Source organism: Novosphingobium sp. MMS21-SN21R (assembly GCF_031846015.1).
Lineage (GTDB): Bacteria > Pseudomonadota > Alphaproteobacteria > Sphingomonadales > Sphingomonadaceae > Novosphingobium.
This window is the reverse complement of record NZ_JAVRDU010000001.1, coordinates 772208-797138: the sequence shown is the minus strand read 5'-3', so window position 1 is coordinate 797138 and position 24931 is coordinate 772208. Positions and strand designations below refer to the sequence as shown.

The following is a 24931-nucleotide window of genomic DNA, read 5'->3' as shown; positions in this document are numbered from 1 at the left end:
ATAGAAAAGGCGAAAAATGATTCCCGCAGCCCCAAGTGGGCCTGCCGGACACCCCAAGAGGAGAGGACCTATGCAGAACCTGGCCGGGAAATCGGCATTCGTGACAGGCGGTGCCAGCGGCATCGGCTTGGGCATCGCCAAGGCGCTGCTGGGTGCGGGGATGAACGTGACCATCGCAGACATCCGCCAGGATCACCTCGATTCTGCCGTGGCCGAACTGGCAGGCGGCGACCGCGTGCTGGCGGTGCAGCTGGACGTGACCAACCGCACGCAGTTTGCCGAGGCTGCCGACGCCGTCGAGGCGAAGTTCGGCAAGATCCACATCCTCGTCAACAACGCAGGCGTCGCCGTCGTCGGCCCGACCGAGCTGGCGACGTTCGCCGATTGGGACTGGGTCATGGGCGTGAACGTGGGCGGCACCGTCAACGGTATCGTCACGATCCTGCCGCGCATTCTCGCGCATGGCGAAGGCGGGCATATCGTCTGCACCGCGTCGATGTCGGCGCTGGTGCCGGTCGGCGGAACCACGATCTATTCCTCGGGCAAGGCAGCCGTCACCGCGATGATGGAATGCATGCGTCCCGAACTCGAGCCGCGCGGCGTGATTTGCAGCGCGTTCTGCCCCGGTGCGGTGCAATCGAACATCGCCGACGCCGCCAAGACGCGCCCGGTAGAACTTGCCGACACCGGCTATGCAGAGGCCGACAAGCGCCGCGCTGCGGGCGGCAACTTCATGCACCTTTACCAGACCAAGGAACAGGTCGGCGAGCGCGTGCTCGAAGGCATCCTCAACGACGAACTCTACATCCTCACCCACTCAGAATTCCTGCTCGGCGTGCAAGAGCGAGGCGAGGCGATGACCGCGGCGGTACAGACCCACCTGCCTGAGAATCCGGAATACAAGAACACGTTCGACAGGCTCTTCCGCAACCCTTCGATCACCGAAGAACTTGCGCGGCAGCAGAAGCTCAAGGAAGGGCGGACGGCATGAAGAACTTCGCAGGTCGCACCGCCTTCGTCACCGGCGGCGCCAATGGCGTCGGCATCGGGATTGTCCGTCAGCTCCTGAACGAGGGATGCAAGGTCGCCATTGCCGATATCCGGCAGGACTCTATCGACAAGGCCCTGGCATCGCTCGACAACCGCGAGGTGATGGGCGTGCAGCTCGACGTGGCCAGCCGCGATGGCTTCATGGCTGCCGCTGACGAGGTCGAGGCAAAATTCGGCCCGGTTTCGATCCTGTGCAACAATGCTGGCGTCAACCTGTTCCAGCCGATCGAGGAAAGCTCGTTCGACGATTGGGACTGGCTGATGGGGGTCAATCTTCACGGCGTGATCAACGGCGTGATGACGTTTGTCCCGCGCATGGTCGAACGTGTGAAATCTGGCGACCAGAAGGGCGGCCACGTGGTCAACACGGCGTCGATGGCGTCATTCCTCGCAGGAGGCAGCCCCGGCATCTACAACACAACCAAGTTCGCCGTGCGCGGGCTTTCGGAATCGCTGCACTACTCGCTGCTCAAGTATGAGATCGGCGTGTCAGTGCTGTGTCCTGGCCTGGTGAAAAGCTACATCTACGCCAGCGACGATATCCGCCCCGACGCGCTCAAGGGCGCAATGAAGGCGGTCGACACGGCTGCGGTCGAGCGGCTTGCGGGCGTCCACGAATACGGCATGGAGCCCGACGTGATTGGCGCGCGGGTGATCGAGGCGATGAAAGCCAATCGCCTGCACATCTTCTCGCACCCCGACCACAAGGAAGAACTGCGCGGCCTCTTCGACGAGATCATCGCGGAATATCAGGACTATCCCAAGGACCCAGGCTTCGACCAGCGCGTGGCCTTCGAGAAGTTCCGCGCCGACGGGTTTGCCGAAGCGCGGCGACAATCGCGCGAAGCGAAGTTCTGAAGAAGCAAGGCCCACCCCGCTGAGACTAACGACTTCGAAGAAGACGTTAGTCGCAGCGGGGTGGGCAACTTCTCAGGCGCTGTGCCAATCAGGCGGCAACGTCACCAAGCGCAGCGATGAACTTGTCGATGTTGCCATCGGTCAGCCCCGCAATGTTGATGCGGCCCGATCCCGCCATGTAAACGCCGTGGCGCTCACGGATCGCGAGGATCTGTTCGCCATTGATGGGCAGCATCGAGAACAAGCCGTTCTGCACGCCGAGCGGTGCCATGTTGACCGTGCCCACCTGCTGCGCCGCCGCCAAGCGGTCACGCACCCAGCGCATCCGGTCGCGCATATCGTCGAGTTCGGCGAGCCACATCGCGGTCAGTTCCGCATCCTCAAGGATGACGCGAACGGCAGCCGCACCGTGATCAGGCGGCATCGACCACGAAGCACGCGCGATCGTCGCGCCATTGGCCATGGCATTGGCCAGCGCCGTGGCGTCTGACGTCACGGCATAGAACGCGCCGACACGGTCACGGTAGAGACCGAAATTCTTGTCGCACGAATAGGCGACGAGCGCTTCCGGCACCTGCGACAGCACCTTGCGCAGGCCATAGGCATCGGCCTCCATGCCTGCACCCAGACCCTGATAGGCAAGGTCGAGAATCGGCAGGACATTGCGCTCCACCAGCAGCGGCGCGATTTCGTCCCACTGCGCTTCAGTATAATCGACGCCGGTAGGGTTATGGCAGCAGCCGTGCAGCAGTACCGCGTCACCCGGCTCTGCCTGCGCCAGCGCTGCCTTGAGCGATTCGAGATCGGCAAAACCGTCGGCAGTCATGTGCCCGAACGTCTTGAGTTCGACGCCCGAGGCCGACACGATCTGCGCGTGGTTGGGCCACGACGGCGTGCCCATCCAGATGCGCTTGATGCCGGAGCGCTTGGCGACTTCGACGGCGAGACGCACCGCGCCGGTTCCTCCGGGCGTCTGCATGCCTTCGACCTTCGCGCGGTCGAAATCGGTGCCGAACACATAGGGGATCAGCGCGTGGACGAAGCCCATGTCGCCTTCGGGGCCGAGGTAGGCCTTCGAATCCTGCGTTTCGACCAGTTTCGCTTCGGCCGCCTTGATCGCCTTGAACACCGGGGTGCCGCCTTCGGACGTGCGATAGACACCGACGCCAAGGTCGATCTTGTCTGCGCGCGGGTCGGCATTGTGGAGCTTGATCAGCGCCAGCAGCGCATCGGCGGGCTGTGGGGCAAGGTTTTCGAGCATGGTCCGGCTATCCTTCGCAGGCGGGCTTCAAACGCGGCGGCTCCATGCAGCCGGATTGCCGCGCGGGCAACCCCTCCATTGCAATAATGCCTTATGCGCGGCGAAATTCACACAGGCGGCGGCCAATGGTTTCAGAACGGAAACCAGTTCTGCTTGCGCGAGAACTTCATGTAGCCGCCATTGACGCCCAGCCGCAGGCCCGCGCCTGACCGCACCGGAATCAGCACGGTATTGCCCTTGCGCAGATAGCTGACATGGAAACCGCCGATGAGATAGGCTTGACCCTCGCCAGCGGGGAAACGCTTGTAGAGCTCCTCACTGTCGTAAAGGTTGTAGACCAGCACGAACGTGCTTGCAGCATTGGCACCCACATCGAAGCCCACGGACGGCCCCGTCCAGTAGACCGGGCGCTCGCCCTCGACCTTGTGGTGCAGCGTGCCTGAACCATAACGCAGGCCGACGACAAGCGCGCCGCCGCCTTCGCGGCCGACGATATAGGCATTGGGTTCACCCTGCTTCTTGAGCAGATCCCTGATGATGTCGGCAAGCCCCGAGGCACCCTTGCCGAACACGCCTTCAGCAGCCCCGATCAGATCGTCCTCATGATAGGCCGCGCCCTTGGGCGTAGCCCTGGGCCCGATTTCGGCGGAGGGACCACCGGGCAGCGCACCTGCCGGGGTTTCGGCCGGAGCCGGAGCCGGAGCTGGCACTGACGGTGCGCCTGCGGGAAGCGCCGGAGTCGTTCCGGCTTCCTGTCCCACTGGCGTTGCCGCCGGGGCCGAGCCCACCGGCACGAGATCGCTATCAATCGCCGCATTGGGGTCAATCGTCTGCACCTGGGCGCTGACGCTCCCGGCAAACAGTGCGATTGTGCCAGCTAACCCGATAGCCAGCGCGCGAGCCTTGGTCTGAAAGATCATCATTACCGTCAATCCCGTCCCGTCATCCCTTGCGCGAACCAAAGCGCGCAAAACCCCACGATCGCACCAGAATCCAACCCTCGCGCCGCGACAATGAACCGGCGATGAGCCGAGTCAGAAACGCGCCCAAGCGCCGCAAGAACCCGGTTCAGAGACGATTGCGACCGCGCAGGCATTTTTCCCGGAACAGGCCTTGCCCGTTCAGACAACCCCCGTTATAGCGCGCCCTCGCCGCTGCGATCCGGAGACGTGGGTGAGTGGCTGAAACCAACGGTTTGCTAAACCGTCGTACTGGTAAATCCGGTACCGAGGGTTCGAATCCCTCCGTCTCCGCCATTTCCGCCATGAATTCGAGTGCAAGCCAGGTCCTTCGGGGCACCGGGGCATTGCACGCGCGGTGACTGCATGGTGTTGGCTCGAGCCGGTTCTTCGGCCACGGATTCAATGATCCGGTGACGTGCAATTGTGTTAATGCAGAAAGCTTGCGGAGTGACGCAAGCTGAGCGTGCGAACGCCGGTCGGGGCTTCGATCCCCTTTTGAAATGCCGGACCGCCCGTGAGGCGTACGGGCGGTCCGGCAAGTCACGACCCGAGGGCTTTTACGTCCCTGCAGCTCTTCCTCGGATGGCTGCAGGGCAATCATGCTGGACGTTGTCGTCCAGAAAACCGGCTTACGAAAGTACCAGGATTGCGGCCACGACTGCAGCCCACATCACTATGGAAACCAGCGCGGCCATCGCCCAGCGCCGCGCGATGCAGCATTGGGCGACTCTGGCCTGCGAGTCAGAAGGTTCCACCAAGGCCAGCGTCAAATCCAGTGTGGGGGCGCCCCCGGCCTGCCGCGAACGACCGGCATCGGCAGATGCTGGCGCGTCGTGACTGGCCGACACCGGCAAGCGAAGCAGAAGAAGGTCAAGTTCGTGGTCCGTCTCCCCCTCCCCTTCAAGCATTCCGGTTCCCTCTGTCGCCCCCGCCGAGGCTTCTAGCGAACAAACTGCAGACTTGGTTGTAAACAGATGTAAATCCCGCAAAGGCCGCGTTACCTGCTGGGCGAAGTGGCCTAGACCATGCCATGGAAGTCGGCGCGCAAGGCCCGGACGACGGGGGCCGGATGACGAGGGCCGGATGACGAGGGATTGAATGAGGATCGGGATCGTCGACGATGACGACACCATGCTGCATTATGTCGCACGGCTGCTGGACGCGGAGGGCTACCGTTGCGAGGCGTTCCGCCGTGGCCGCGACCTGGTCAGCCTGCTCGGGCGCGAGACATTCGACCTGCTGATCCTCGACTGGAACATGCCGGATATGAGCGGCATGGACATTCTTGAATGGACCCAGCAACATATCCAGCCCTGCCCGCAAGTGATCATGCTCACCAGCCGGTCTGACAAGGACGACGTCGCCGCAGCCCTGCACGCCGGAGCCGACGATTACATCGTCAAGCCGGAGTCCGCCGTGGTCATCTCGGCGCGGGTCCAGGCGGTGCTGCGCCGCGCGCGCGCCCGGCCCGAGGCGGGGCGGTTCGACCGTTTTGGCGCCTATGTGTTCGACCGGCAGGACGAGACCGTCACACTGGGCGATTCCCAGATCGTGCTCACCGCCAAGGAGTTCGCGCTGGCCCACTTGTTCTTTCTCAATCTCCACAAGCCGCTGTCGCGCCGCTATCTGATGGAGGCGGTGTGGAAGTCGGTGGCAGAACTGACCACGCGGACTCTCGACATGCACGTTTCGCGTATTCGCGCGAAGTTGCAGTTGCGGTCCGACAACGGCTACCGGCTGCAGACGGTGTTCAATTACGGCTACCGTCTGGAGTCCTGCTGATGTCCTTTGTCTGGCCCCGTGGCCATCTGCCATTCCTGATAGGCGCTGCTGTGCTTGCTGCGAAAGCGACGGCCATGGCCGCGCCTGCCCCAGCCCCCACAGCCGCCAGGCCGCAAGACATCGCCTATGCTGCCGAGGATACCGTGATCTACCAGATCCGGCGCGGCGAAAACCTGTTCACCCTCGCGGCGCGCTATCTCAATCGACAGAGAGACTATCTGGCTGTGCAGAAGGCGAACCATATCGCCAATCCGCACCGCATTCCGGAAGGCACGCGGCTGCGCATTCCGCTGGCCCTGCTCAAGGGCGAGGCACTGGTCGCGCGGCTGGTTGCGGTGCGCGGGAATGTCAGCGTGAAAAGTGGCGGACGCGACATTGCCCCCTCGGTTGGCATGGACGTGACGCAAGGCAGCGCGCTGGAAACCGGCGCAGACGGATTTTTGACGTTGTCCCTGCCCAACGGCTCGCGCACGTCCTTGCCGACGCTCACCCGGATGCGGATCGAGCGCTTGCGCCGGATCATCCTGACCGGCAGCATCGACTACGATTTCACCGTCGACATGGGCAAGGTCGAAACGAAGGCCGCGCCGCTCGGCGACGATCGCAACGGCCGGTTCCGCATCCGCACGCCCCGCGCAATCGCAGCCGTGCGGGGGACGCAGTTCCGCGTCGGTTTTACCGCCGAAACGTCGCTCGCCGAGGTTCTCGAAGGCACGGTTGCGGCTGGCGCGGGACAAGGGCGTGCCGATGCCGGCCTGACGGCGGGCTACGGCGCAGTGGTTGCTGCGGGCGGCGGCCTGCGCACCGAAACGCTGCTTTCAGCGCCCGACCTCGTCCAGCCGGGCAAGGTCCAGGTCGATCCCATCGTGCGGCTGGCACTCACCCCTGTCGGACAGGCCAGTTCCTACCATGTTCAGGTAGGCGAGGATGCAGGGTTCACCAAAGTCATTGCCGAGGCGCGTAGCGATACCGGCGCTTTTGCATTCGGCGGCCTGCCGAACGGCGGCTTGTTCGTGCGGGTCAGCGCCGTCGCTGCCTCCGGCCTTGAAGGTCTGGCGCAGACTTACGCCATGCGCCGCGTACTTGCAGGCCTTGCCGCCAGCGCAGGTCCGGACGGCGATGCCATGCGCTTTGCCTGGGGCGGCGAAGGTGAGGGCAAGCGCATCTATCACTTTCAGCTCGGTCGCACCGATCCGGCGAAGCCCTTGCTGGTAGATGAAGCTGGTCTTGAACAGGACGGCATCACCTTGCGTCACCTCGAGCCGGGCATCTACCGCTGGCGCGTGGGGCTAAGACAAATGACCGAGCAGGGCGTGGTCGAAAACTGGCTGCCGTTTGAAAAGCTCACCGTGGCCGAGCCGGAGCGGTAATTGATCCGCCGCCGTCTCCATATCGAATGGGCGGTGGTGGCCCTTGCAGCCGGGCTGGTCGTCTGGCTTGCGGCGACGAGTGGCCGTCTGAACGTCGTCGACAACCGCATTTACGACATCGTATCGCGGCTGGTCGCGCCGCCTGCTGACGACCGTATCCTGATCGTGGAAATCGATGACCCCAGCCTGCGTGCGCTGGGCCGGTGGCCGTGGCCGCGCAGCGAACATGCGCGCATGCTAGACCGGCTTGCCACCTACAAGCCTGCTGCGGTGGGTTATGACGTGTTGTTCCTCGACCCCTCGGTTGGTGACGACGCCCTTGCCTCTGCCATGCGGGCGGCCGATCCAGTATTCCTGCCCGCGCTAGTGGAGCGTGACGCCACTGGCCGCCTTGCTGCATCGGGGCTTCCTCCGCCGCAACTGAGCGAGTCGGCAGCGGGGGTCGGCACGGTCGAACTCGAACCCGATGGCGATGGCATCGTGCGGCATCATGTTCCCGAGTCTGCCGAAATGCCCAGCCTGTCATCGCTGCTGCTGCAGACAGTGCAAGGACAGTCCGCGCTGCAATCCCCTGACGAGGCGGGGTTCATCATCAATTACGCCGGGCCTCAGGCGTTTCATCGCGTCTCGTTCAGCAGCCTTGCTGCCGGTGAAGTGCCGCCTTCGCTGGTGACGGACAAGCTGGTGCTGGTCGGGGCCACTGCCGCCGGGCTGGGGAACGTCGAGAATGTCCCGGCAAGCGCCGGGCGCCTGCTTTCAGGCGTCGAGATCCAGGCCAATATCCTCAACAGCCAGCTGGCCAATGCCGCTATCCACACCCCCTCGCGCACCGCCCGGGGCGTGCTTTCGCTGATCCCGCTCATAATCCTGATGGCAGGATTCCTGCGCCTGACGCCCGCAGCCAGTTTTCTTCTCGCCACCGCACTGGGCTCCGGGGTTATTGCGGCCAGCGTTCTGCTCTTGGTAGCCGCGCACCTTTGGCTGCCCCCCGCCAGCGCGCTTGCCGGGTTAGTGCTGGTGCACGTGCTCTGGGGCTGGCGGCGATTGACCGTGATCTCGCGGTTCGTGATGGCGCAATCGGCGCAGCTTGCAGCGGAACCGGGTATCGTGCTTGCGCCGCGTTCGCGGATGCTGGGAGGCGATACGATTGCCGCCGAGGCCCACCGCCTGGGGTTGGTCATCGAGCAGATCCGGACGCTGCGCAATTTCGTGGCCCAGGCCATCGAGTGCCTGCCCGATGCCGTCTGCATCGTTGCCGCTGATGGGCAGGTCGTGCTCGGCAACCGCGAAGCCGCGCGTGTCTTTGGCGAAGCCGTAAAGGGCAGGCACATCGATGACGTGACCGGCATCCTGTCGCCAGCCCCCGACGGCGAGCAAGCGTTGCTGCGCGACCGCGAAGGACGGAGCTTCATGCGGGCGACGTCCGACCTTCCGGATGGGTCGCGGATCGTATCCTATTGCGACGTAACCGAACTCCAGCGCATCGCCGACGAGCGGGACGACATCCTCCAGTTCCTTTCACACGACATCCGCTCGCCCAACGCGGCTATCGTCACGCTGCTTGAAACCGAGCAGATCGCAAGCAGGGAGCCCGGCACGCCGCCCGTGACCGAGCAGACAATCGAGCAGATCCGCCTGCACGCGCGCCACGCCTTGCGGCTGGCGGACGACTTCGTGCAACTCTCGCGGGCGCGCAGACGCCCGATGCAACCCTGTCCGATCGACTTGTGCGACATTGCGCGCGAAGCGGCGGACATGGTCTGGCCGCGTGCGGGTTCGCGCAGGATCTCGGTCTACGAAGGCAGCGCGGGTGGTGAGATCTGGATCATGGGCGACCGCAGCATGGTGCTGCGGGCAGCCATCAACCTGCTTGAAAACGCGGTGAAGTTCGCGCCGGTCGGAGCGGTGGTTACCTATGTCGTCGAGATCGAGGACGAGCGCGCGATCCTGAGCGTCGCAGGGCCCGGCCCGGCCATGCCGCCGGGCCGGGCTGCCAATCCGTTTGCGCTTTATGCCGAGGGCCGCGCTGCAGACGGGACCGGCAGCCTCGGTCTGGGCCTAGCCTTCGTCCAGACCACCGCGGTGCGCCACGACGGCCAAGTTACCTATAGTTTCCGTGACGGCATGGGGTCGGAATTCCGAATGATCTTCCCGCTCGCACAAGGCGAAGACTGATCGTCAGTCGCGGCCGAAGCGCAGATCTCTGCCGTTTTCATGCCTGCCGACAAGCTGCGCGACGGCCTGAGTTGCCAAAGGTTCAAGCGCTTGGTCCAGTCCGCCCTTGCAGTGATCTTCCTCGGCCCATGCGCGGCTGATGGCGCCCCCGGGAGTTTCGGCAACCAATGTCAGGCGCTCAGTGCGATCGGCACAATCCTGCAACAGCCTTTGCCGTTTTGCGCCGGACAGGACCGTGCCATCCGCCCCCAGCACTTCAAGCGATGCCGGCCTTTCACCGAGGCCCACAGTAATCCGCAACGGCGCCTCGTCCGACACGATATAGCCATAGTGCGTGAGCGCCTTGGCAACGGCATCGCGTGCACTGCCTGTGGCCTCATCGTGCTGGTCGGGCGACGCGAGCACAGCAACCGTGGCATGGCCCGTCACTGGGGCGCCCGCGATGCCCGAGCGCGTCTCGATCGGGCCGGAACACGCCGCGCAGATCAGGGACATCAGGACCACGACCGGACCGAATTTGCGATGGGAAAGGGTAATGACAGCAACTCCGCTTGGCGAGACCGCGCCGCTCATGCCAAATCAGCCGCCCTCATGCAAACCGCCGCTTGGCCCGTCCCCATTGACCGGCGTGCGCGTACCGACAGGGCGCCAAGGCTGGCCGATCCGGCGCTCGAAACGATCGCGGAAGGCCCAGAGCCATCCCACGCGGCGCTCCGCGATCCCCGGCAGACTGAGCAGGTCACCGCCCAGCCATGGCAGGAAAGGATTGCGCCGCGCATAGGACCACAGTTCAACCCGCTCGCCGGACCGGACCGATGCCCCGCGCGCATGGAAGCCGACGGTGTCGGCAACCACCAGCGTGTTGGCCGGAACGCCCAGGGCTTCGGCGTCGGGCAATTTCATTGCACGCAGGTCTTCCGGCCCCACGCGCGGCGATCCGCGTGCCGACAAGCGATCAATCGCACGCGGATCGGCAAGGCTTCGGCGACGCTCCCACGCGAGTCTTTCCGGCGTGAAGCGGTGCGATCCGCGCACGTAGGAGAACGGGCCTTCTTCGTCCGCAACAGGATTTAGGAACAACCACGATTTCAGCGACGAGTGAAAACTGTCCGCATGAAGGACTTCCTGGGGATCCTGATCGTTGCCGTCGACATGGCTGACGATGGTCTGGACATAGTGCAGCGGCGTCGTGCGGAAACTCGCCACGTAATTCAGCAGCGCCACGATGTCCTTGCGCGCAAGCAAGCTGCGCAGGGCCGGAATGGCATCAAGCATGACGGGATCGATGGCCAAGCGCCGGGTGATCGCGTCGCCCTGCCGCATCTCCCGCGCTGGCCCCTGATAGGCGAGAATCGCTTCCCGCAGGGCCGGGAATTCCGCTTCGGGCACGATCTGCGGGATGATGACAAAGCCGTCCCGTTCGAAGGCCTCGATCCAGTCCTTGCGCACGTGGCGGGCCAAGCGGCGACGGCGCATGCGGCACAGGGTATCGGCCAGCTTCACGCGCTGAACGTGCAGACCCCGCGCGTTAAGCCGCTGCGAACCAATCAGTGGATTGTCGAGAAAGCTCTTGGCACCGGTCAGCAGTTGAAGTGCCCAGACGGGCGCCAGCAGCGCTCTGCCAATCATGGGACCACCTTCATAAAACGCCGGAAATCGCTAGTCCCGAACCACTTAGGCACCCTTGACAAGAGCGTCAATCGCCTGGAGCCTGGCCACAAGCGGTTCGAAATCATCAAGCGGCAGGGCGTTGGGACCGTCCGAAAGCGCGTTATCCGGATCCGGGTGGGTTTCCATGAACACGCCCGAAACGCCAGCAGCAACCGCCGCACGCGCGAGCAATGGAACAAATTCGCGCTGCCCGCCCGAGCGTTCGCCAAGACCGCCGGGTTGCTGCACCGAATGGGTGGCGTCAAACACCACCGGACATCCCGTTTCCGCCATGATCGCAAGGCCGCGCATGTCGGACACGAGCGTGTTGTAGCCGAACGACACGCCCCGTTCGCACAACATGAAGGCGTCGGGGTCCTGCCCTGCCGCAATCGCCGCATTGCGCGCCTTGGCCACGACCTGACGCATGTCGGCAGGCGCCATGAACTGGCCCTTCTTGATGTTCACCGGCTTGCCCGATGCAGCCACCGCAGCGATGAAATCGGTTTGCCGCGCCAGGAATGCCGGTGTCTGCAGCACATCGACCACGCTTGCGACTGCAGCGACCTGATCTGGCTCATGCACATCGGTCAAGACGGGCAATCCGGTTTCGGCGCGAACCTTTTCAAGGATGCGCAAACCCTCGTCGATTCCCGGTCCGCGGAACGATTGGTCCGAACTCCGGTTCGCCTTGTCGAAAGAACTCTTGAAAATAATCAGAACCTCACGTCTCTCGGCGACTTTGGCAATCACTTCGGCAACTGCGAGGGTCTGTTTCTCGCTTTCGATGACACAAGGGCCGGCGATCACGAAGAGGTGATCCATCGCACCGATTTTGGACCCACATAGGAGCATTATGGAAGCAATCCTGTTTCAAATCATTGGTCATGGTTTGCAAACCGGCCTAGGGCAAACGCCGGGACTATAACGTTCCATTGCCGAATAGACGGCTGCTGACAATAACCTGTCAGCACACTGAGTGGGGTTTCACACCGGATGGGGGTCCGGCAACAGCCAAATTGGCGGTAGATCAATGCATGATATCAGGTTGGAAATGAGCGACAGACGAACGACACCTCGGTTTACTGCTTCAGCCCTGAAGACAGTCGAAACAGAGATTCAGGCACTTGAGTCGCTCAAAAGCGTTCTCGAAGCATCACCGTTCCGCATAGCGCTCGACATGGCAATCGAGGCCATGGCCGTGACTGACGGCCGCGTGATCGTCAGCGGCATGGGCAAAAGCGGGCACATCGGGCGCAAGATCGCTGCAACATTGCGGTCCACCGGCACCCCGGCCCTGTTCCTCCACCCCGGCGAGGCGAGCCACGGAGACCTCGGCCTGATCACCGAAAAGGACGTCGTCTTTGCGATTACCTGGTCGGGCGAAACCAGCGAACTCAACGACATTTTCCACTATTGCAACCGCTTCAACATCACCCTGATTGTCGCCACTGCCTGGCCGGAAAGCACGGCCGCCAAGGCCGCGGACATATGCCTTGCGCTGCCCCTGGTGCGCGAAGCCTGCCCGAACGATCTGGCGCCGACATCGTCGACCACGCTGCAACTCGTACTGGGCGACGTCCTTGCGGTCGCGCTGATCGAGGCACGCGGTTTTTCGCCTTCCGACTTCCGCATCTTCCACCCCGGCGGCAAGCTCGGATCGCAACTGCTCTGTGTGGACCAGATCATGGGGACGGGCGAGGCAATCCCCAAGGTGAGCGCCAGCGCAACGCTGAGCGGCGCCACGATCGAGATGAGCCGCAAGCGCTATGGGGCGACGGCTGTGGTCGATGGCAACAAGCTGGTCGGCGTGTTCACCGATGGTGATCTGCGCCGCTGCATTGCGGTGCATGACCTGCAGGACCGCATCGGGCTGCACATGTCGCCCAATCCGGTCACCGTGCCGCCCGGCACGCTCTGTTCGGAAGCCCTGCGGATCATGAACGACAATGCGGTATCGGTCATTTTCGTTGAGGATGGCGGCGTGTTGGCTGGCGTTCTGCACATGCACGACATTGTCCGGGCCGGCATTGTCTGACAGCAGCCTCGCGCCTATTGCCTTGGTGAATGAGCACCGCTGACCTCATCGTCGTCCCGGCACGCTTCGGGTCCTCCCGCCTGCCCGGCAAGCCACTGCTGAAGATCGCAGGCGTGACTCTGCTGGAACGCGTTGTCGGTATTGCGCGGCAGGCTGCCGCGCTGGCCGGGGACTGCGCGGTCGTGGTGGCAACTGACGATGTGCGCATCGAAGCCCATGCCAGCGCGTTCGGCGCCGATGTGGTGATGACCGATTCTGCGCTCGATTCCGGCACGACACGGGCCTTTGCCGCATCACGCCAGTTCGGCAACCGTCCGGAGCGCATCGTGAACCTTCAAGGCGATGCCCCTTTCATCCCCCCGGCCATCGTCGCCGGCCTCGTCGCCACTTTGCGCGAAGGCCGCGCCGATGTGGCGACGCCCGTGTTTCAGCTGGACTGGCCCCGCCTCGACCGACTGCGCGCGCACAAGATCACCGCACCGTTCAGCGGCACGACCTGCATTCGGGACGCGCAAGGCCGGGCGCTGTGGTTCTCCAAATCGATCCTGCCTGCGATGCGCAATGAAGCCGCCCTCAGGGAAAGTCCGGTGTCACCGGTCTGGCAGCATCTCGGGCTCTATGGCTATACCGCGCGCGCGCTCGAATGGTTCGCTTCAGCGCCTGCAGGACACTACGAGACGCTGGAAGGGCTGGAGCAGTTGCGCTTCCTCGAAAATGGCTGGGCGGTCGAGACTTTCCCTGTGGAAGTGCCGTCGCATCTGCTGTCCGGTATCGATACGCCAGAAGACCTTGCAAAGGCCGAGGAAGCGATTACCCGCTTTGGCGATCCCCATTCGAACTGATCCTGCAGCGCGCATGTATGTCATCGTCCGTCACGGCAACACTTTCGCCGCCGGGGAAACCCCGCGACGCATTGGTGCGCGCACGGATCTGCCGCTGACCGACAAGGGCATCGAACAGGCCCGCGCGCTGGGCGCGCTGTTCGCCCGGCAAGGGTTACGTTTCACGCGCGTGCTCGTCTCACCCCTCCTGCGAACCCGGCAGACGGCAGCCGAGATCGTCGCTGCGCTTGCGCTGCCTGCCGAACAGCAAGCCGCAGACTTCCTGCGTGAGATCGATCACGGACCGGACGAGAACCTGTTCGAGGACGAAGTGCTGGCACGGATCGGGGCGGAGGCGCTGGCCGCATGGGAGCATCACGCCGTCGCGCCACCGGGCTGGACGGTCGATGCTGCCGACAGAATTGCAGCATGGCAGTCCCTGTTCGCAGAGCCGCAGGCGGTGCCAACGCTGCTGGTGACCAGCAATGGCGCGGCACGGTTCTCCTTGATGAGCGACCCCGCCCTTGCAGCAGCCGCGCAGTCGCTGCCTACGCTCAAGCTGCCAACCGGCGGATTCGGGTTGATCGAACGGGATCAGGACGGCGCTCTGAATCTTGGCTGTTGGGGTGAACGTCCGTGACCGATCAGCCCCTGCTGCGAGCACCGCCGTTTCCGGGCCGAACGGTCAGCATTTCACAGCCCGCGCCCGCCCGGCTGCGGTCCTCTGTGTCCTCAGCCCTTCTCGCAAGGATCCGTGAAGCGCGCGTGGGCGGTGCGTTCTGGGCGGCACCTGCGAACCTCCGGCGCCCGGCCTGTGTGGTCTTGCGCCCCAAGGCCTCGGCAGAACTGCACTCCCTCGCCGCCTCGCTTGATGCCGAAACGCGAAAGAATGCGGTGTGGGTCGTTCCGCAACGCCTCGCCAACGCCGCTGCTGCAACTGTTGCCAAACAAGGCGGCGCGTGGCGCTGCGACGTCGATCCATGGTCGGTGATCGACGGTGCTGGCGGTCTTGTCGCACACGGCGACGATGAATGGGTCTTGCTTGCCGGGCTGGCAGGCGTGCCGGTCACTTTCCTCTCCGCCGGACGCCACGGATCGCCCGGCGACGATGAGGAGACGCTTGGGGCCAAACTTGTCAGCGCCATCGCCCATGTCAGCTATACCGACCCGTTCACGGGCGAGCGTGCAACGCCGGAAGCCGTCGTGGAAGTGCTCGCGGATTGGCAGCGCTTGATCACCGCAAACCGCGCTATCGTCGCCGCCAGCGGCATGGCCTGGTGGAAGCGCGACGAAATCCACCGGTTCCTGTGGGTGCCGGGCCGCCCCCTCCATATTGTAGCGAGAGCGACGAAAGCCCTGAAACTGGCGCGCAAGCTCGGCGGTGCTGTTGCCATCTGGCCCTCGCGCGTTTCGCCTGCGCTAATTGAAGCCGCGCAGCGGCAGGGCACCGGGCTGGTGCGCGTCGAGGACGGATTCGTCCGCTCGGTCGGGCTGGGCAGCAATCTCGTGCCTCCCTCGTCGGTGGTGGTCGATACAAGGGGTATCCATTTCGACCCGTCCGGCCCCAGCGACCTCGAGCATATTCTCGCCACCACGACCTTTTCCGCTGCGCTGACAGCGCGCGCCGCCGCCTTGCGCCAAACCATCGTGAAAGCAGGCATCAGCAAGTATTCTGCCGGTGTCGCCGCAACGATTCCCTCGCGCACGCCGGGACGAAAGCTGGTGCTGGTGCCCGCACAAGTCGAGGATGACATGTCAGTGATCGCAGGCGGCGGCGGCCTTGCATCCAATCTCGAACTGCTGCGGCGGGTTCGCGCAATCGAGCCGGATGCGGAAATCTGGTTCCGGCCTCACCCCGATGTCGACGCCGGGCACCGCAAGGGCGCCGTCCCAGACGATGCCGCTCTCGCCTTTGCGGACCGGATCGTGCGCGGCGGGGGCATGGCGCCATTGCTGGATGTGGTGGATTCGGTGCATGTGCTGACCTCACTCACCGGGTTTGAAGGGCTGATGCGCGGGCTTGACGTGACATGTCACGGAACGCCGTTCTATGCTGGATGGGGCCTGACCCATGATCTGGCGCACATCCCCGATCGGCGGGGTCGCAGGCTGTCGCTGGACGAATTGGTCGCCGGGGTTCTGATCCTTTACCCACGTTACCTCGATCCGGTTTCCGGCCTGCCCTGCCCGCCCGAAGTGCTGGTGAGCCGTATGGCGCAGGCCCAGGCACCCAATCGCTTGGGATGGGTCGCACCCCTACGGCGGTGGCAGGGGCAATTCATGGCGAAATGGCGATGAGCGAAGTGATCCTGGACATTTCGCGCTTGATCTCGCGCGTGCGCTATTCCACCCCGTCAGGCGTGGACCGCGTCGAAATGGCCTATGCGCGCGGGCTTTCGCGCGCTTATGGCCCGTCTCTCGGCTTCGCGGCCGTGCATCCTGCCGGACTGTATGGCCGCTTGCCTGCCGCTACCGCGGCGGCCTATCTCGACGAACTGGAGCGGCGCTGGGCACAGGGCGAGAATGAGCCGCGCCAACGCTCGCTGCCGTCGGTCCTGCCTTGGCTGGCGCGCCTGCTGCCCATGTCGCGCCCTGCCCCTGCCTCAGGACAAGGCCGGGTCTACGTACAGGTATCACCGCACCATCTGACCCGGCCCGAGCAGGTTCGCCGGATCGTCGCGCGCGAAAGGGCAAAGTTCGTGTGCATGGTGCATGATCTCATCCCTGTCGAATTTCCAGAATACGCCCGTCCCTCAGGCGCAAAGCTGCATAGCCGCCGCATGAAAACCGTGGCGGACCATGCCGATGCCGTGATCGTCAACTCTGCGGCAACGGGGCGCTCGTTCCAACCCTGGATCGAGGCCAGTGGCCGGCCTATTGCGACTCACGTTGCCCTGCTCGGGACCGAACCGCTGGGCGTTGGACCGGCGGCCAAGACAGCCGGGGCAAAGCCCTACTTTGTCTGCATCGGCACGATCGAACCGCGCAAGAACCATCTGCTGCTTCTGCACCTCTGGCGGCATTTTGCCGAGACCATGCCTGAGGCGCAAATCCCGCGCCTTGTGATCATCGGGAAACGTGGGTGGGAAAACGAACAGGTCCTCGACATGCTCGACCGCTGCCCGGCGCTTCGCCCGCATGTGGAGGAAATCAACGGCTGCTCCGATACCCGCCTTGCCGCCGTGTTGCGCGGCGCGCGCGCTCTGCTCATGCCTTCGTTCGCTGAAGGGTTCGGGATGCCGGTTGCGGAAGCCCTCTCGGTCGGCGTGCCGGTATTGTGCAGCGACATTCCGGCGCATCATGAGGTTGGTGGGGCAGTGCCTGACTACATCGATCCGCTGGACGGGCCGTCATGGAAGCAGGCGATACTCGACCATGCGTGGAAAGGCCCTGCTTGGCAGGGCCAGATGCAACGCTTGCCCGAGTGGCACGAACCGACCTGGGCCGAGCACATGGAAATCGTGGTCAGCGCGATTGAACAACTGCAGCGGGGCTAGGCCGCGAGTTCACCCTCGTGGTTTGAGAGAAGTGATCGCCGAGCCGAAAACACGGTCCCAGAACAGCGCGGTAATGGCATAGTTGCCATCCTGACCAACGTGGTGGTGCCGCATGTGGTGACGCTTGAGCATATGCGCGAGACGTCCGCGCATCGGCCACTGGTGGCAGGCGAAGTGCGTGAGATCGTAGGCGACATACCCCACGATGTACCCGAGAAAGACCCAGGTGCCGACTGGTCCGAACAGCAGGACGCAAAGGGCCCAGATCGAACTGGCGATGGGAATGCTGACGATTGGCGGCATGAGGTTGCGCAGCAGGTCGTTCGGCTCGGCATGGTGATTGCCATGCATCAGGAACACGAACTGGCGCACCAGCGGGACAGTGGATTCCCAATGGAACAGATAGCGGTGCATCGCATATTCGAACAGAGACCAGAAGATCAGGCCACCGGCAAACAGGAGCAGCGCGCCAAGTGGCGTGGCGCTACCCCACCCTGTCCAGACGATCGCCGGCAGGGCCAGACCCCAGAGAACCGCGAAAGCTCCGGGAGAAATCACGGTAAGCTTTTCGAGCCGTTCGTCCCGGAAGAGCCTGATCTGCTTGGATTGCGAATTACGGCTGGCCATTGGGCGAATTCTGGACAGGACTAGTGATTGACTGTCAAGGATTAAACCATCAGTTGATGCGTGAAACCCATGACCGGAAGCATATCGTGCTGGCATAATGCCGATCATATCAAGTGGCTGTGACGATGAGATTGCGGAACGCGGACGGAACTTCTTCGAGTCTGGCGGCTCGGCCAGCAACCTGCAGGGGAATAGGCAAAATCGTATTCAAAATGGAGAAGACTTGATTCCGCGAGTCCTGATTATTGGCGCCACGGGGGAACTCGGCGGCGCAATTGCCTTGGGCTATGCGCGCGGCGGGGCAAACCTGGTCCTATGGGGCCGCGATGTGGAGCGACTCGGCAGAATCGCCTCGGCTTGCGAAGCGGCAGGCGCGCGCCATGTCCAAACACGCTCGATCGATTTGACCGGCGTCGATGCAGCGTTGATCGCACTCGCCGATGAATGCGAGGCAGGCTGCTTCGATACGGCCGTGTTCGCCGCAGGTCTTGGTGATATCCGGGAAAGGGGATGGGTAGCCGAGGATGGTGCAACGGTAGCGCGTCTGGGCCTCGTCAATTTCATCGCGCCCGCCGCCTTGGCTTCTGCTCTGGGCGCCCGGATGGCAGCGCAGGGCCGAGGCAGTCTGGTCTTCATCGGTTCGGCTGCGGCGTTCCACGCCCTGCCTTTCGCCACCGCCTATGCCGCGTCAAAAGCCGGGTTGGCGCGGTTTGCAGATGCGCTCAGGATCAACCTGCGCCCGCATGGCGTGCGCGTCACGCTTGTATCGCCGGGATTTATCGACACCGCGGCCGCTCACCGCGTGCCCGGTCCGAAACCGCTGATGCTTTCGCCTGATAACGCTGCAGCGCACATTATTAAGGCGGCGGCAAACGGGCGCGCGCACCTCGTCATGCCTTGGCCCTTCGCAATCCTGCGCCTGCTGGACCGGTTGATGCCCCGCTTCCTGCGCGACAGGCTGCTGCGATCGCTTACGCCGCCCGGCCGCTGAGCAAATCCAGCAGCGTGTGATGCAGGCCCGCCGGGGTCAGGTCGCAGCGGCGCCCCTTACCCCTGACCACCTGCCCCGAGGCATCGTACCGAACAATCACATATGGCGTGTGACGGTCACCCCCCGGAATACAGATCCCGGGAATGCTCGGACGATGATCACCAAAGAACACGAGCGTCGCGGGGCGGCCTGAACTGGCCAGTCCTTCGTGGAGAGCGGTCAGCATGGCATCGCTGTTGCGAACCAGCCGGAGGTAGCTCTCTTGCAGGTCAGGGCTTCCCTTTCCGGCTTGCCACGGGCCATGATTTTCGATCGTCACGGCGTAGATCAATGCCGCGTCCTGCGCAGCGTTTACCAGCCGAAGAATTTCTTCCGCCATGGCTGCATCGGTCACATAGCGCCCTTCATCAGGCGCTGGCGGCGTAAACCGTTCCTCTCCGACAAGTTCTGCAAAGCCCGCCGCGCGCATGATCTGTTCACGGTTGTAGAAGCGCATGTCGTGGGGATGGGCAAAGATGCTGCGCCAGCCAGCCCCGCCCAGCCGCGCTGGCAGGGCATAGCTCGGTTCCCCGAGCGCCGTCAGGAACGGATCGAAACGGCGAAAACCTAGTTCCTCTTCGCTCCGCCCGAACAGCACGCCATATTCGGTGCGCATGGTGTAGGCCCCGAATCCGTGAACCAGAAGATCGCCATGCTGCCAGGCAATGTCGCGCATCAGGGCAAGGCCCGGCAATTCGAGCGACGGATCGCCGAACAGTGCGCAAGGGTCCGCAAAGGATTCGCACTGCATGATCACCGCAACTTCGCCCGGCCGCGCGGAGGCAGTCAGGCCGGGCACGGGCAACGGATCGGCGGTGGCACGCCACTGCCGCCAGTGCAGCAGCAACATTGCCAAAAGCCCATGGCGCAAAAGATCGACTTCCGCGTCTGGTGCCGTCACGGGCGAGCGGTGGCTGTGCAAAGTCCGCCACAGCAATGCCGACGCTATCGCTGCGATCAGCCCGCCGGCCAGATGCAACCGGATGTCAGGCAGGAAAACCCACCACAGAAGGGTTGGCAAAACCGGGACAGCTGTCAGCAGGACCGCTTTCTGGACTCCCGTCAGCGCGGACATGTAGAACTGCGGGTGCTGGAATACGGCGCCGATCAGCGCAAGATCCGAAAAAACAAGAGGTTCGCCAAGCATCGCCCGCTTGGCGTTCGAGACCATCACGAAAAGCCCGACGAATGCCAGTCCCACGCAAGCCGCGGCTAGCGGGTTGCCGCACAGGGCCATGACTGCGCCGAATACGGCGAACACCACCAGAAAGTGCAGCCATGAACCGTACGCGCTGCGGACCGCCAGCAAGCGATTGCCTGCAGACCTTGGCCGCACAAGCCGGTCCAGCAGCAGAGTCACCGCCAGTAACGCCAATGATATCAAAAACTTGGCCGTCACGGCTGTCCAGCACCCACTGCCGCACGTCTTGGGCGGACTCAGCTGGGCCGTTTAACAAGGCTGCGCGGGCATGTCACCGTCAGTCTGTGCCCTAACGGACGTATTTTAATGGTGAAAGCATGAACTGGACATCGACCGGGGCCGTTCTTGCGACTAGAGCATCGAACCATGTCGTCTGTTCGCAATTCGTCTTTGGCTCGCCTTACGCCGCAAGTTCATCCCCAGGCTGGCATCGCACCTATTGTCGGCCCGCGCGCGAAACGGCGCAGCGTACTCCTGCTGCAAGGCCTGATGGGACCGTTGTTCCGGCGCCTTGGCCAAGGCCTGACCAAGGCAGGGCACGCAGTTCACAAGGTCAATTTCAACGGAGGGGACCGCTTCTTCTGGCGCCTTCCGGGCGGAATCGACTATCGCGGCACTTTGCAGGAATGGCCGCAGGCACTCGAGCAGATCCTCGCCGACAAGCAGATTACCGATGTCGTTCTGTTCGGTGACTGCCGGGATCATCACATGGTAGCAACACGGGTCTGCCGGGAATTGCGCATCCCGGTCCACGTCTTCGAAGAAGGCTACATCCGGCCCGACTGGGTGACGTTCGAACGCGGTGGCGTCAACGGCCACTCGTCGCTTTCGCGCGACCCGGAGTGGTATCTGGAAACCGCCGCCAGCCTTCCGCCGGTCCCCGAACATCGCCAGGTCCCGTCGTCATTCCGGCGGCGGGCAACCGAAGGCCTCGCCTACAACGTGGCCGATGTGCTGACGCGCTGGCACTATTCCAACTGGAACAACCACCGCCCGTGGCATCCGGTGGTCGAGGGCATGGGCTGGTGGCGCAAGCTCCGCCGCCGCAAGGAGCGCGACGCCGAAGCTGCCACGCTGATGGTCCGGCTCGAGGCATCAAGCGATCCCTATTTCCTGTTCCCGCTGCAGCTCGATTCCGATGCGCAAATCCGCCTCCATTCGCCATTTGCCGGGATTGCGGAGGCGTTGAAGGTGGTAGTCGCCTCTTTCGCGGCCCACGCGCCGACGGGCACAAGGCTGGTGGTCAAAGAGCACCCGCTCGATAACGGCGTACGCGACTGGCATCAGATCACCACAGACATGGCAGCACGTTTCGGCGTGACGGACCGGATCGATTACCTGCCGAGCGGCGACATCGTGCCCGTCGCACGCCGGTCGCAGGGAATGGTGACGATCAACAGCACCAGCGGCACGCTGGGGCTTTCGATGGGCATCCCCGCCGTGGTACTGGGCACCGCGATCTACGACATCGCCGGCATCACCTGCCAGGACGGGCTTGACGCCTTCTGGACGAACCCTGAGCGCCCGGACGAGCGGATCTTTGCAGCGTTTCGGCGCGTGCTGATCGAGCAATGCCTTATTCCAGGGGGCTTCTTCTCTGATGAAGCACTAGATCTGGTTGTTCGCCACGCCATTGCCCGCTTCGAAGGCAGACCGATGCTGCCGGAATGACTCGGCGGGATTCGGTGAAGCTGGCAAGGCGAGATGGGGCTGCGTCCCCGTATTGGCTCGCATGAAATCTGCCGCGAAATTCGCCAGCACAATGCGCATACGGTTGCGGCAGGCTTGGCTGCGCCTATGGCTTGTGCGCGCGCGCCGAGCATTTCTCGAACCCGTTACACCCTATCGCGACTGGTGCATGTGCAACCGCGTGTCGGAAACAAGGCGCGACGATCTGGCCGAAGCGATTGGCCGAAGTCATGTGCCTCACCCTGCAATCGCGGTCATCATGCCGGTGTTCAAGGCACAGGTGAACCTGCTCGAAGCCGCGGTCCAGTCGCTTCAGGATCAGGTCTTCGAACAGTGGGAACTGTGCATTTGCGATGACGGGAGCAACGACAGCGCACTTGCTGCGGTACTGGAGCGCATCGCCGAACAGGACCCGCGCGTCCGCCTGACCAGCCTTCCCGCGAACGCCGGAATCAGTGCTGCCACAAACGCTGCTGCAGCGTTGGCAAGCGCGCCGATCCTGCTGCTCCTCGATCAGGATGACCTCCTGTCGCCTGACTGCCTGGGTGAGTTCTTCCTGGCTTTCGCAAGCGATGAGGCGGTTGATCTGGCCTATTCCGATAACGATAAGATCGATCTGGCCAATCATCGGCACGGGCCGTCGTTCAAGCCTGGATGGTCCCCCACCTTGCTGCTCAGTTACATGTTCGCCGGACATGCAATTGCAGTGAAAACAGCACTGTTCCGGGACTTGGGCGGCATGCGCAGCGAATTCGACGGCAGTCAGGACTACGACTTCATGCTGCGGGCAAGCGAACGGGCGCGGCGCGTGGCGCATCTTCCAGGCATGTTCTACCACTGGCGCGTCATGCCGGGATCGACCGCGCTTTCGGCCAAGGAGAAACCTGGCAGCATCATCGCCGGTCAGCGCGCGATCAGCGAGGCTCTGGACCGTCGCGGCGTGGCGGCGACAATCGAATGGCCGGATTGGGCGCAGCGCGCTGGCATCGGACTGTTCAGCCCGAGGTTCAAACAGCCATTGCTGCCACATTGCGTGATTGTTCACGGTCTGGAGGGGGCCACGCCGGACGAGACAATGCTCTGCCGGCTGTCTGACGGATTGCCGCCCGGTTCGCGGGTGATCCTGGCAACCGGTTCGGGTGATACGTTTGGACACCGCGTGACCGCAGCGATGCAGCAGGCTCAAGGCATGCCGCTGCTACTTGTGAATGCCGATGCCAGACTAGTCCAGGCCGACAGCCTCGGTCAGCTTTTCGGCTACATGAATGCGGCGGGCGCAGGCGCAGCGGGGGGCCGGGTGATTGGTGCCGATGGCAGGCTGATCAACGCAGGGTTCGTTCGACCCAACGGTTCGGAGAAAGCCGAACCGGCTTTTGCGGGACTGGCAAGGCATCGGCCGGGATACCTCTACCTTGCGCGCGTTGCCCGCGAGTGCTTCGCGGTATCGGCTGACTGTCTGGCCGTGGCCCGTGAACTGACAGGCCTGCTGGGGCCGGTTCCCGCTGATGTGCACGACAGCGACACGCTCGGCCTGTGGATTTCGGAACAGGCCCGCGCTGCAGGCCAAAGCGTCTTGTGCTGTCCCGATGCCGAAGTTGAAGTTCGGCAAACGAGGGGCGCAGGCAAGTTGCCTCGGGCGCATGGCGATGACAGGTGGTATAATCGTAACCTCGGGATGTGCGACACGCAGTTCCGGCCAGCGCGGCGAACTGTGCCGCTGCGTGCAGACAGGCCACTTCGGGTTGCCGCCGTCAGTCACAATCTCGACCGCGAAGGCGCGCAGACTCTGCTTGTCGACCTTCTTTGCCAGTTAAAAGCCGAAGGGGCGATCGACCCTGTTGTCATCAGCCCAAAGGGCGGCGAACTTGAGGCGACGCTGGCCGAGGCCGGAATCCCGGTGTGGAAGATCGAAGCTGCTGGACGGCGCATGTCCGCCAAGCGCCTCAACGAACGCGTTGCCTCGCTGGCGGAGGCCTATGGCAGAGCCGGGGCAGATGTCGTGCTGGCCAATACCCTTGAAATGTACGCGGCGGTCGAAGCAGCTGAAATCGCCGGACTTGGCGCATTGTGGTGGCAGCACGAAGGCGGGGCGTGGCACGACTATTTCAAGCCGCTGCGCAGCCACGCTCAGGCAAGAGCATTCGCCGCGTTCAACATCGCATACCGCGTCATCCAGGTTGCCGAGTTCACGCGGCAGGCTTGGCTACCCATCGCGCTGCGGGACAATTTCGAACTCGTACGCCACGGGATCTCGCCCCGGCCCCTGCATGACGCAATGCAAGAATGGTCGCGGGAGAGCGCGCGGGCGGAGCTGGGGCTGGAACCCGGTGACCTCTGCATTGTGCTGATGGGCAGCATCTCCGCGCACAAAGGACAACTGGACATCATACAGGCGCTTGGCTTGATTGATTCGGCTACCGCGCCCAAGTTGCGCATCGTGATCGCGGGGGCGATAGTCGAACCGGGCTACGGTGAAAAAATGGCGGCGGCCATTGCCGGCCTGCCGCCGGCCAAGCAAGCGCTGATCGATCTCGTCGGCCGGGTATCTGACACATCGCTTTATTATAGCGCCGCCGATGTTCTGGTTTGCTGTTCACGACAGGAAAGCGCCCCGCTGGCCATCGTCGAGGCGATGCAGTTCGGCGTGCCTGTCGTAACAACGCCTGTAGACGGGATTCCAGAACTGGTCGAATTCGGTGGCAATTCATTGGCCTATAATCCGGGCGATGTTGCTGCACTGGCCGGCATTCTCAGTAATCTGGCGTCTTCCATTGACTGCATCCCGCGTCTAAGGACACGCAGCTTGGAATTGGCGCAACACGCGAATAACCGGAAGTACATGATCGGGCGCTTCGCGCAGTTGTTGCGAGAAGGAGCCATGATGCGCGGAAACAGACCTTCGGTCCCGCTTGGATGAACA

General features: G+C 63.5%; 20 protein-coding genes and 1 tRNA gene. 14 read left to right on the top strand and 7 right to left on the bottom strand.

The genetic code is table 11. The annotated features are described in order from the left end of the window. The first annotated feature begins 70 nt into the window (after nucleotides 1-70). Together RM192_RS03750 and RM192_RS03745 are read left to right on the top strand one after the other, a co-directional pair. The gene (locus tag RM192_RS03750; protein ID WP_311506238.1) at nucleotides 71-991 is read left to right on the top strand and encodes an SDR family NAD(P)-dependent oxidoreductase; all 921 of its coding nucleotides are present in this window, start codon (nucleotides 71-73) and stop codon (nucleotides 989-991) included. Next, the gene (locus RM192_RS03745; protein WP_311506237.1) at nucleotides 988-1908 is read left to right on the top strand and encodes an SDR family NAD(P)-dependent oxidoreductase; all 921 of its coding nucleotides are present in this window, start codon (nucleotides 988-990) and stop codon (nucleotides 1906-1908) included. The genes RM192_RS03750 and RM192_RS03745 overlap by 4 nt, the downstream gene beginning before the upstream one ends. An 88-nt stretch (nucleotides 1909-1996) precedes the next feature. Here RM192_RS03745 and RM192_RS03740 read toward each other — a convergent pair whose 3' ends face one another. Further along, nucleotides 1997-3169 carry an amino acid aminotransferase gene (locus RM192_RS03740; protein ID WP_311506236.1) on the bottom strand — a complete coding sequence of 391 codons (1173 nt, stop codon included), beginning with the start codon at nucleotides 3167-3169 and terminating at the stop codon, nucleotides 1997-1999. Nucleotides 3170-3300: 131 nt separating this feature from the next. Next, nucleotides 3301-4092 (bottom strand): DUF1134 domain-containing protein, encoded by a 792-nt coding sequence (locus RM192_RS03735; protein WP_311506235.1) that lies wholly within the window; start codon nucleotides 4090-4092, stop codon nucleotides 3301-3303. A 240-nt stretch (nucleotides 4093-4332) separates the two neighbouring features. Between RM192_RS03735 and RM192_RS03730 the strand changes: the two genes are divergently transcribed. From RM192_RS03730 to RM192_RS03715, 4 genes are all read left to right on the top strand, one after another. Further along, nucleotides 4333-4425: transfer RNA gene (locus RM192_RS03730), tRNA-Ser, on the top strand. An 804-nt stretch (nucleotides 4426-5229) separates the two neighbouring features. Then, nucleotides 5230-5913: a response regulator transcription factor gene (locus tag RM192_RS03725; RefSeq protein ID WP_311506234.1), complete on the top strand. Its 684-nt coding sequence runs from the start codon at nucleotides 5230-5232 to the stop codon at nucleotides 5911-5913. After that, a complete protein-coding gene (locus tag RM192_RS03720; protein WP_311506233.1) occupies nucleotides 5913-7283 on the top strand; it encodes a FecR domain-containing protein in 1371 nt (456 codons plus the stop codon). The genes RM192_RS03725 and RM192_RS03720 overlap by 1 nt, the downstream gene beginning before the upstream one ends. Beyond that, entirely contained in the window at nucleotides 7284-9458 is a 2175-nt protein-coding gene (locus RM192_RS03715; RefSeq protein ID WP_311506232.1) for a CHASE2 domain-containing protein, read from the top strand. It abuts the gene before it with no gap. A 3-nt stretch (nucleotides 9459-9461) separates the two neighbouring features. Here the strand turns inward: RM192_RS03715 and RM192_RS03710 are convergent, their stop codons facing one another. The 3 genes from RM192_RS03710 to kdsA form a co-directional block, all read right to left on the bottom strand. Continuing rightward, a complete protein-coding gene (locus RM192_RS03710; RefSeq protein ID WP_311506231.1) occupies nucleotides 9462-9953 on the bottom strand; it encodes a hypothetical protein in 492 nt (163 codons plus the stop codon). Between the two features lie 84 nt (nucleotides 9954-10037). Continuing rightward, complete coding sequence (locus tag RM192_RS03705) at nucleotides 10038-11087, bottom strand: phytanoyl-CoA dioxygenase family protein (protein WP_311506230.1); 1050 nt, start codon at nucleotides 11085-11087, stop codon at nucleotides 10038-10040. Nucleotides 11088-11132: 45 nt separating this feature from the next. Beyond that, nucleotides 11133-11963 (bottom strand): 3-deoxy-8-phosphooctulonate synthase, encoded by an 831-nt coding sequence (gene kdsA, locus RM192_RS03700; RefSeq protein ID WP_311506229.1) that lies wholly within the window; start codon nucleotides 11961-11963, stop codon nucleotides 11133-11135. Between the two features lie 199 nt (nucleotides 11964-12162). On the opposite strand from kdsA, the gene RM192_RS03695 reads away from it, so the two are divergent. The 5 genes from RM192_RS03695 to RM192_RS03675 all read left to right on the top strand — a co-directional run bounded on the left by RM192_RS03695 (nucleotide 12163) and on the right by RM192_RS03675 (nucleotide 17464). Further along, nucleotides 12163-13146, top strand: coding sequence for a KpsF/GutQ family sugar-phosphate isomerase (locus tag RM192_RS03695; RefSeq protein WP_311506228.1), 984 nt, complete (start codon nucleotides 12163-12165; stop codon nucleotides 13144-13146). Between the two features lie 29 nt (nucleotides 13147-13175). Continuing rightward, nucleotides 13176-13988 (top strand): manno-octulosonate cytidylyltransferase, encoded by an 813-nt coding sequence (locus RM192_RS03690; RefSeq protein ID WP_311506227.1) that lies wholly within the window; start codon nucleotides 13176-13178, stop codon nucleotides 13986-13988. A gap of 13 nt (nucleotides 13989-14001) precedes the next feature. After that, the gene (locus RM192_RS03685; protein ID WP_311506226.1) at nucleotides 14002-14607 is read left to right on the top strand and encodes a histidine phosphatase family protein; all 606 of its coding nucleotides are present in this window, start codon (nucleotides 14002-14004) and stop codon (nucleotides 14605-14607) included. Between the two features lie 86 nt (nucleotides 14608-14693). Next, nucleotides 14694-16265 carry a beta-3-deoxy-D-manno-oct-2-ulosonic acid transferase gene (locus RM192_RS03680; protein ID WP_311506225.1) on the top strand — a complete coding sequence of 524 codons (1572 nt, stop codon included), beginning with the start codon at nucleotides 14694-14696 and terminating at the stop codon, nucleotides 16263-16265. Next, nucleotides 16262-17464, top strand: a complete 1203-nt coding sequence (locus RM192_RS03675) for a glycosyltransferase family 1 protein (protein ID WP_311506224.1) — start codon at nucleotides 16262-16264, stop codon at nucleotides 17462-17464. The genes RM192_RS03680 and RM192_RS03675 overlap by 4 nt, the downstream gene beginning before the upstream one ends. Before the next feature lie 9 nt (nucleotides 17465-17473). Here the strand turns inward: RM192_RS03675 and RM192_RS03670 are convergent, their stop codons facing one another. Next, complete coding sequence (locus RM192_RS03670; protein WP_311506223.1) at nucleotides 17474-18091, bottom strand: sterol desaturase family protein; 618 nt, start codon at nucleotides 18089-18091, stop codon at nucleotides 17474-17476. Nucleotides 18092-18314: 223 nt separating this feature from the next. On the opposite strand from RM192_RS03670, the gene RM192_RS03665 reads away from it, so the two are divergent. Continuing rightward, nucleotides 18315-19082 (top strand): SDR family NAD(P)-dependent oxidoreductase, encoded by a 768-nt coding sequence (locus RM192_RS03665; protein WP_311506222.1) that lies wholly within the window; start codon nucleotides 18315-18317, stop codon nucleotides 19080-19082. On the opposite strand, the gene RM192_RS03660 is transcribed toward RM192_RS03665, so the two are convergent. Next, nucleotides 19063-20481 (bottom strand): LTA synthase family protein, encoded by a 1419-nt coding sequence (locus RM192_RS03660; RefSeq protein WP_311506221.1) that lies wholly within the window; start codon nucleotides 20479-20481, stop codon nucleotides 19063-19065. The genes RM192_RS03665 and RM192_RS03660 overlap by 20 nt on opposite strands. Nucleotides 20482-20811: 330 nt before the next feature. Here RM192_RS03660 and RM192_RS03655 point away from each other — a divergent pair, with 330 nt between their 5' ends. Next, nucleotides 20812-21993, top strand: a complete 1182-nt coding sequence (locus RM192_RS03655) for a capsular biosynthesis protein (RefSeq protein ID WP_311508560.1) — start codon at nucleotides 20812-20814, stop codon at nucleotides 21991-21993. Between the two features lie 187 nt (nucleotides 21994-22180). Continuing rightward, entirely contained in the window at nucleotides 22181-24928 is a 2748-nt protein-coding gene (locus RM192_RS03650; RefSeq protein ID WP_311506220.1) for a glycosyltransferase, read from the top strand. Nucleotides 24929-24931: the final 3 nt, after the last annotated feature.

Coding starts and splice junctions, on each gene's coding strand:
- RM192_RS03750 (WP_311506238.1), top strand. CDS start 71: ATGCAGAACCTGGCCGGGAAATCGGCATTCGTGACAGGCGGTGCCAGC.
- RM192_RS03745 (WP_311506237.1), top strand. CDS start 988: ATGAAGAACTTCGCAGGTCGCACCGCCTTCGTCACCGGCGGCGCCAAT.
- RM192_RS03740 (WP_311506236.1), bottom strand. CDS start 3,169: ATGCTCGAAAACCTTGCCCCACAGCCCGCCGATGCGCTGCTGGCGCTG.
- RM192_RS03735 (WP_311506235.1), bottom strand. CDS start 4,092: ATGATGATCTTTCAGACCAAGGCTCGCGCGCTGGCTATCGGGTTAGCT.
- RM192_RS03725 (WP_311506234.1), top strand. CDS start 5,230: ATGAGGATCGGGATCGTCGACGATGACGACACCATGCTGCATTATGTC.
- RM192_RS03720 (WP_311506233.1), top strand. CDS start 5,913: ATGTCCTTTGTCTGGCCCCGTGGCCATCTGCCATTCCTGATAGGCGCT.
- RM192_RS03710 (WP_311506231.1), bottom strand. CDS start 9,953: ATGTCCCTGATCTGCGCGGCGTGTTCCGGCCCGATCGAGACGCGCTCG.
- RM192_RS03705 (WP_311506230.1), bottom strand. CDS start 11,087: ATGATTGGCAGAGCGCTGCTGGCGCCCGTCTGGGCACTTCAACTGCTG.
- kdsA (WP_311506229.1), bottom strand. CDS start 11,963: ATGCTCCTATGTGGGTCCAAAATCGGTGCGATGGATCACCTCTTCGTG.
- RM192_RS03695 (WP_311506228.1), top strand. CDS start 12,163: ATGAGCGACAGACGAACGACACCTCGGTTTACTGCTTCAGCCCTGAAG.
- RM192_RS03690 (WP_311506227.1), top strand. CDS start 13,176: ATGAGCACCGCTGACCTCATCGTCGTCCCGGCACGCTTCGGGTCCTCC.
- RM192_RS03685 (WP_311506226.1), top strand. CDS start 14,002: ATGTATGTCATCGTCCGTCACGGCAACACTTTCGCCGCCGGGGAAACC.
- RM192_RS03675 (WP_311506224.1), top strand. CDS start 16,262: ATGAGCGAAGTGATCCTGGACATTTCGCGCTTGATCTCGCGCGTGCGC.
- RM192_RS03670 (WP_311506223.1), bottom strand. CDS start 18,091: ATGGCCAGCCGTAATTCGCAATCCAAGCAGATCAGGCTCTTCCGGGAC.
- RM192_RS03655 (WP_311508560.1), top strand. CDS start 20,812: ATGGGACCGTTGTTCCGGCGCCTTGGCCAAGGCCTGACCAAGGCAGGG.
- RM192_RS03650 (WP_311506220.1), top strand. CDS start 22,181: ATGTGCAACCGCGTGTCGGAAACAAGGCGCGACGATCTGGCCGAAGCG.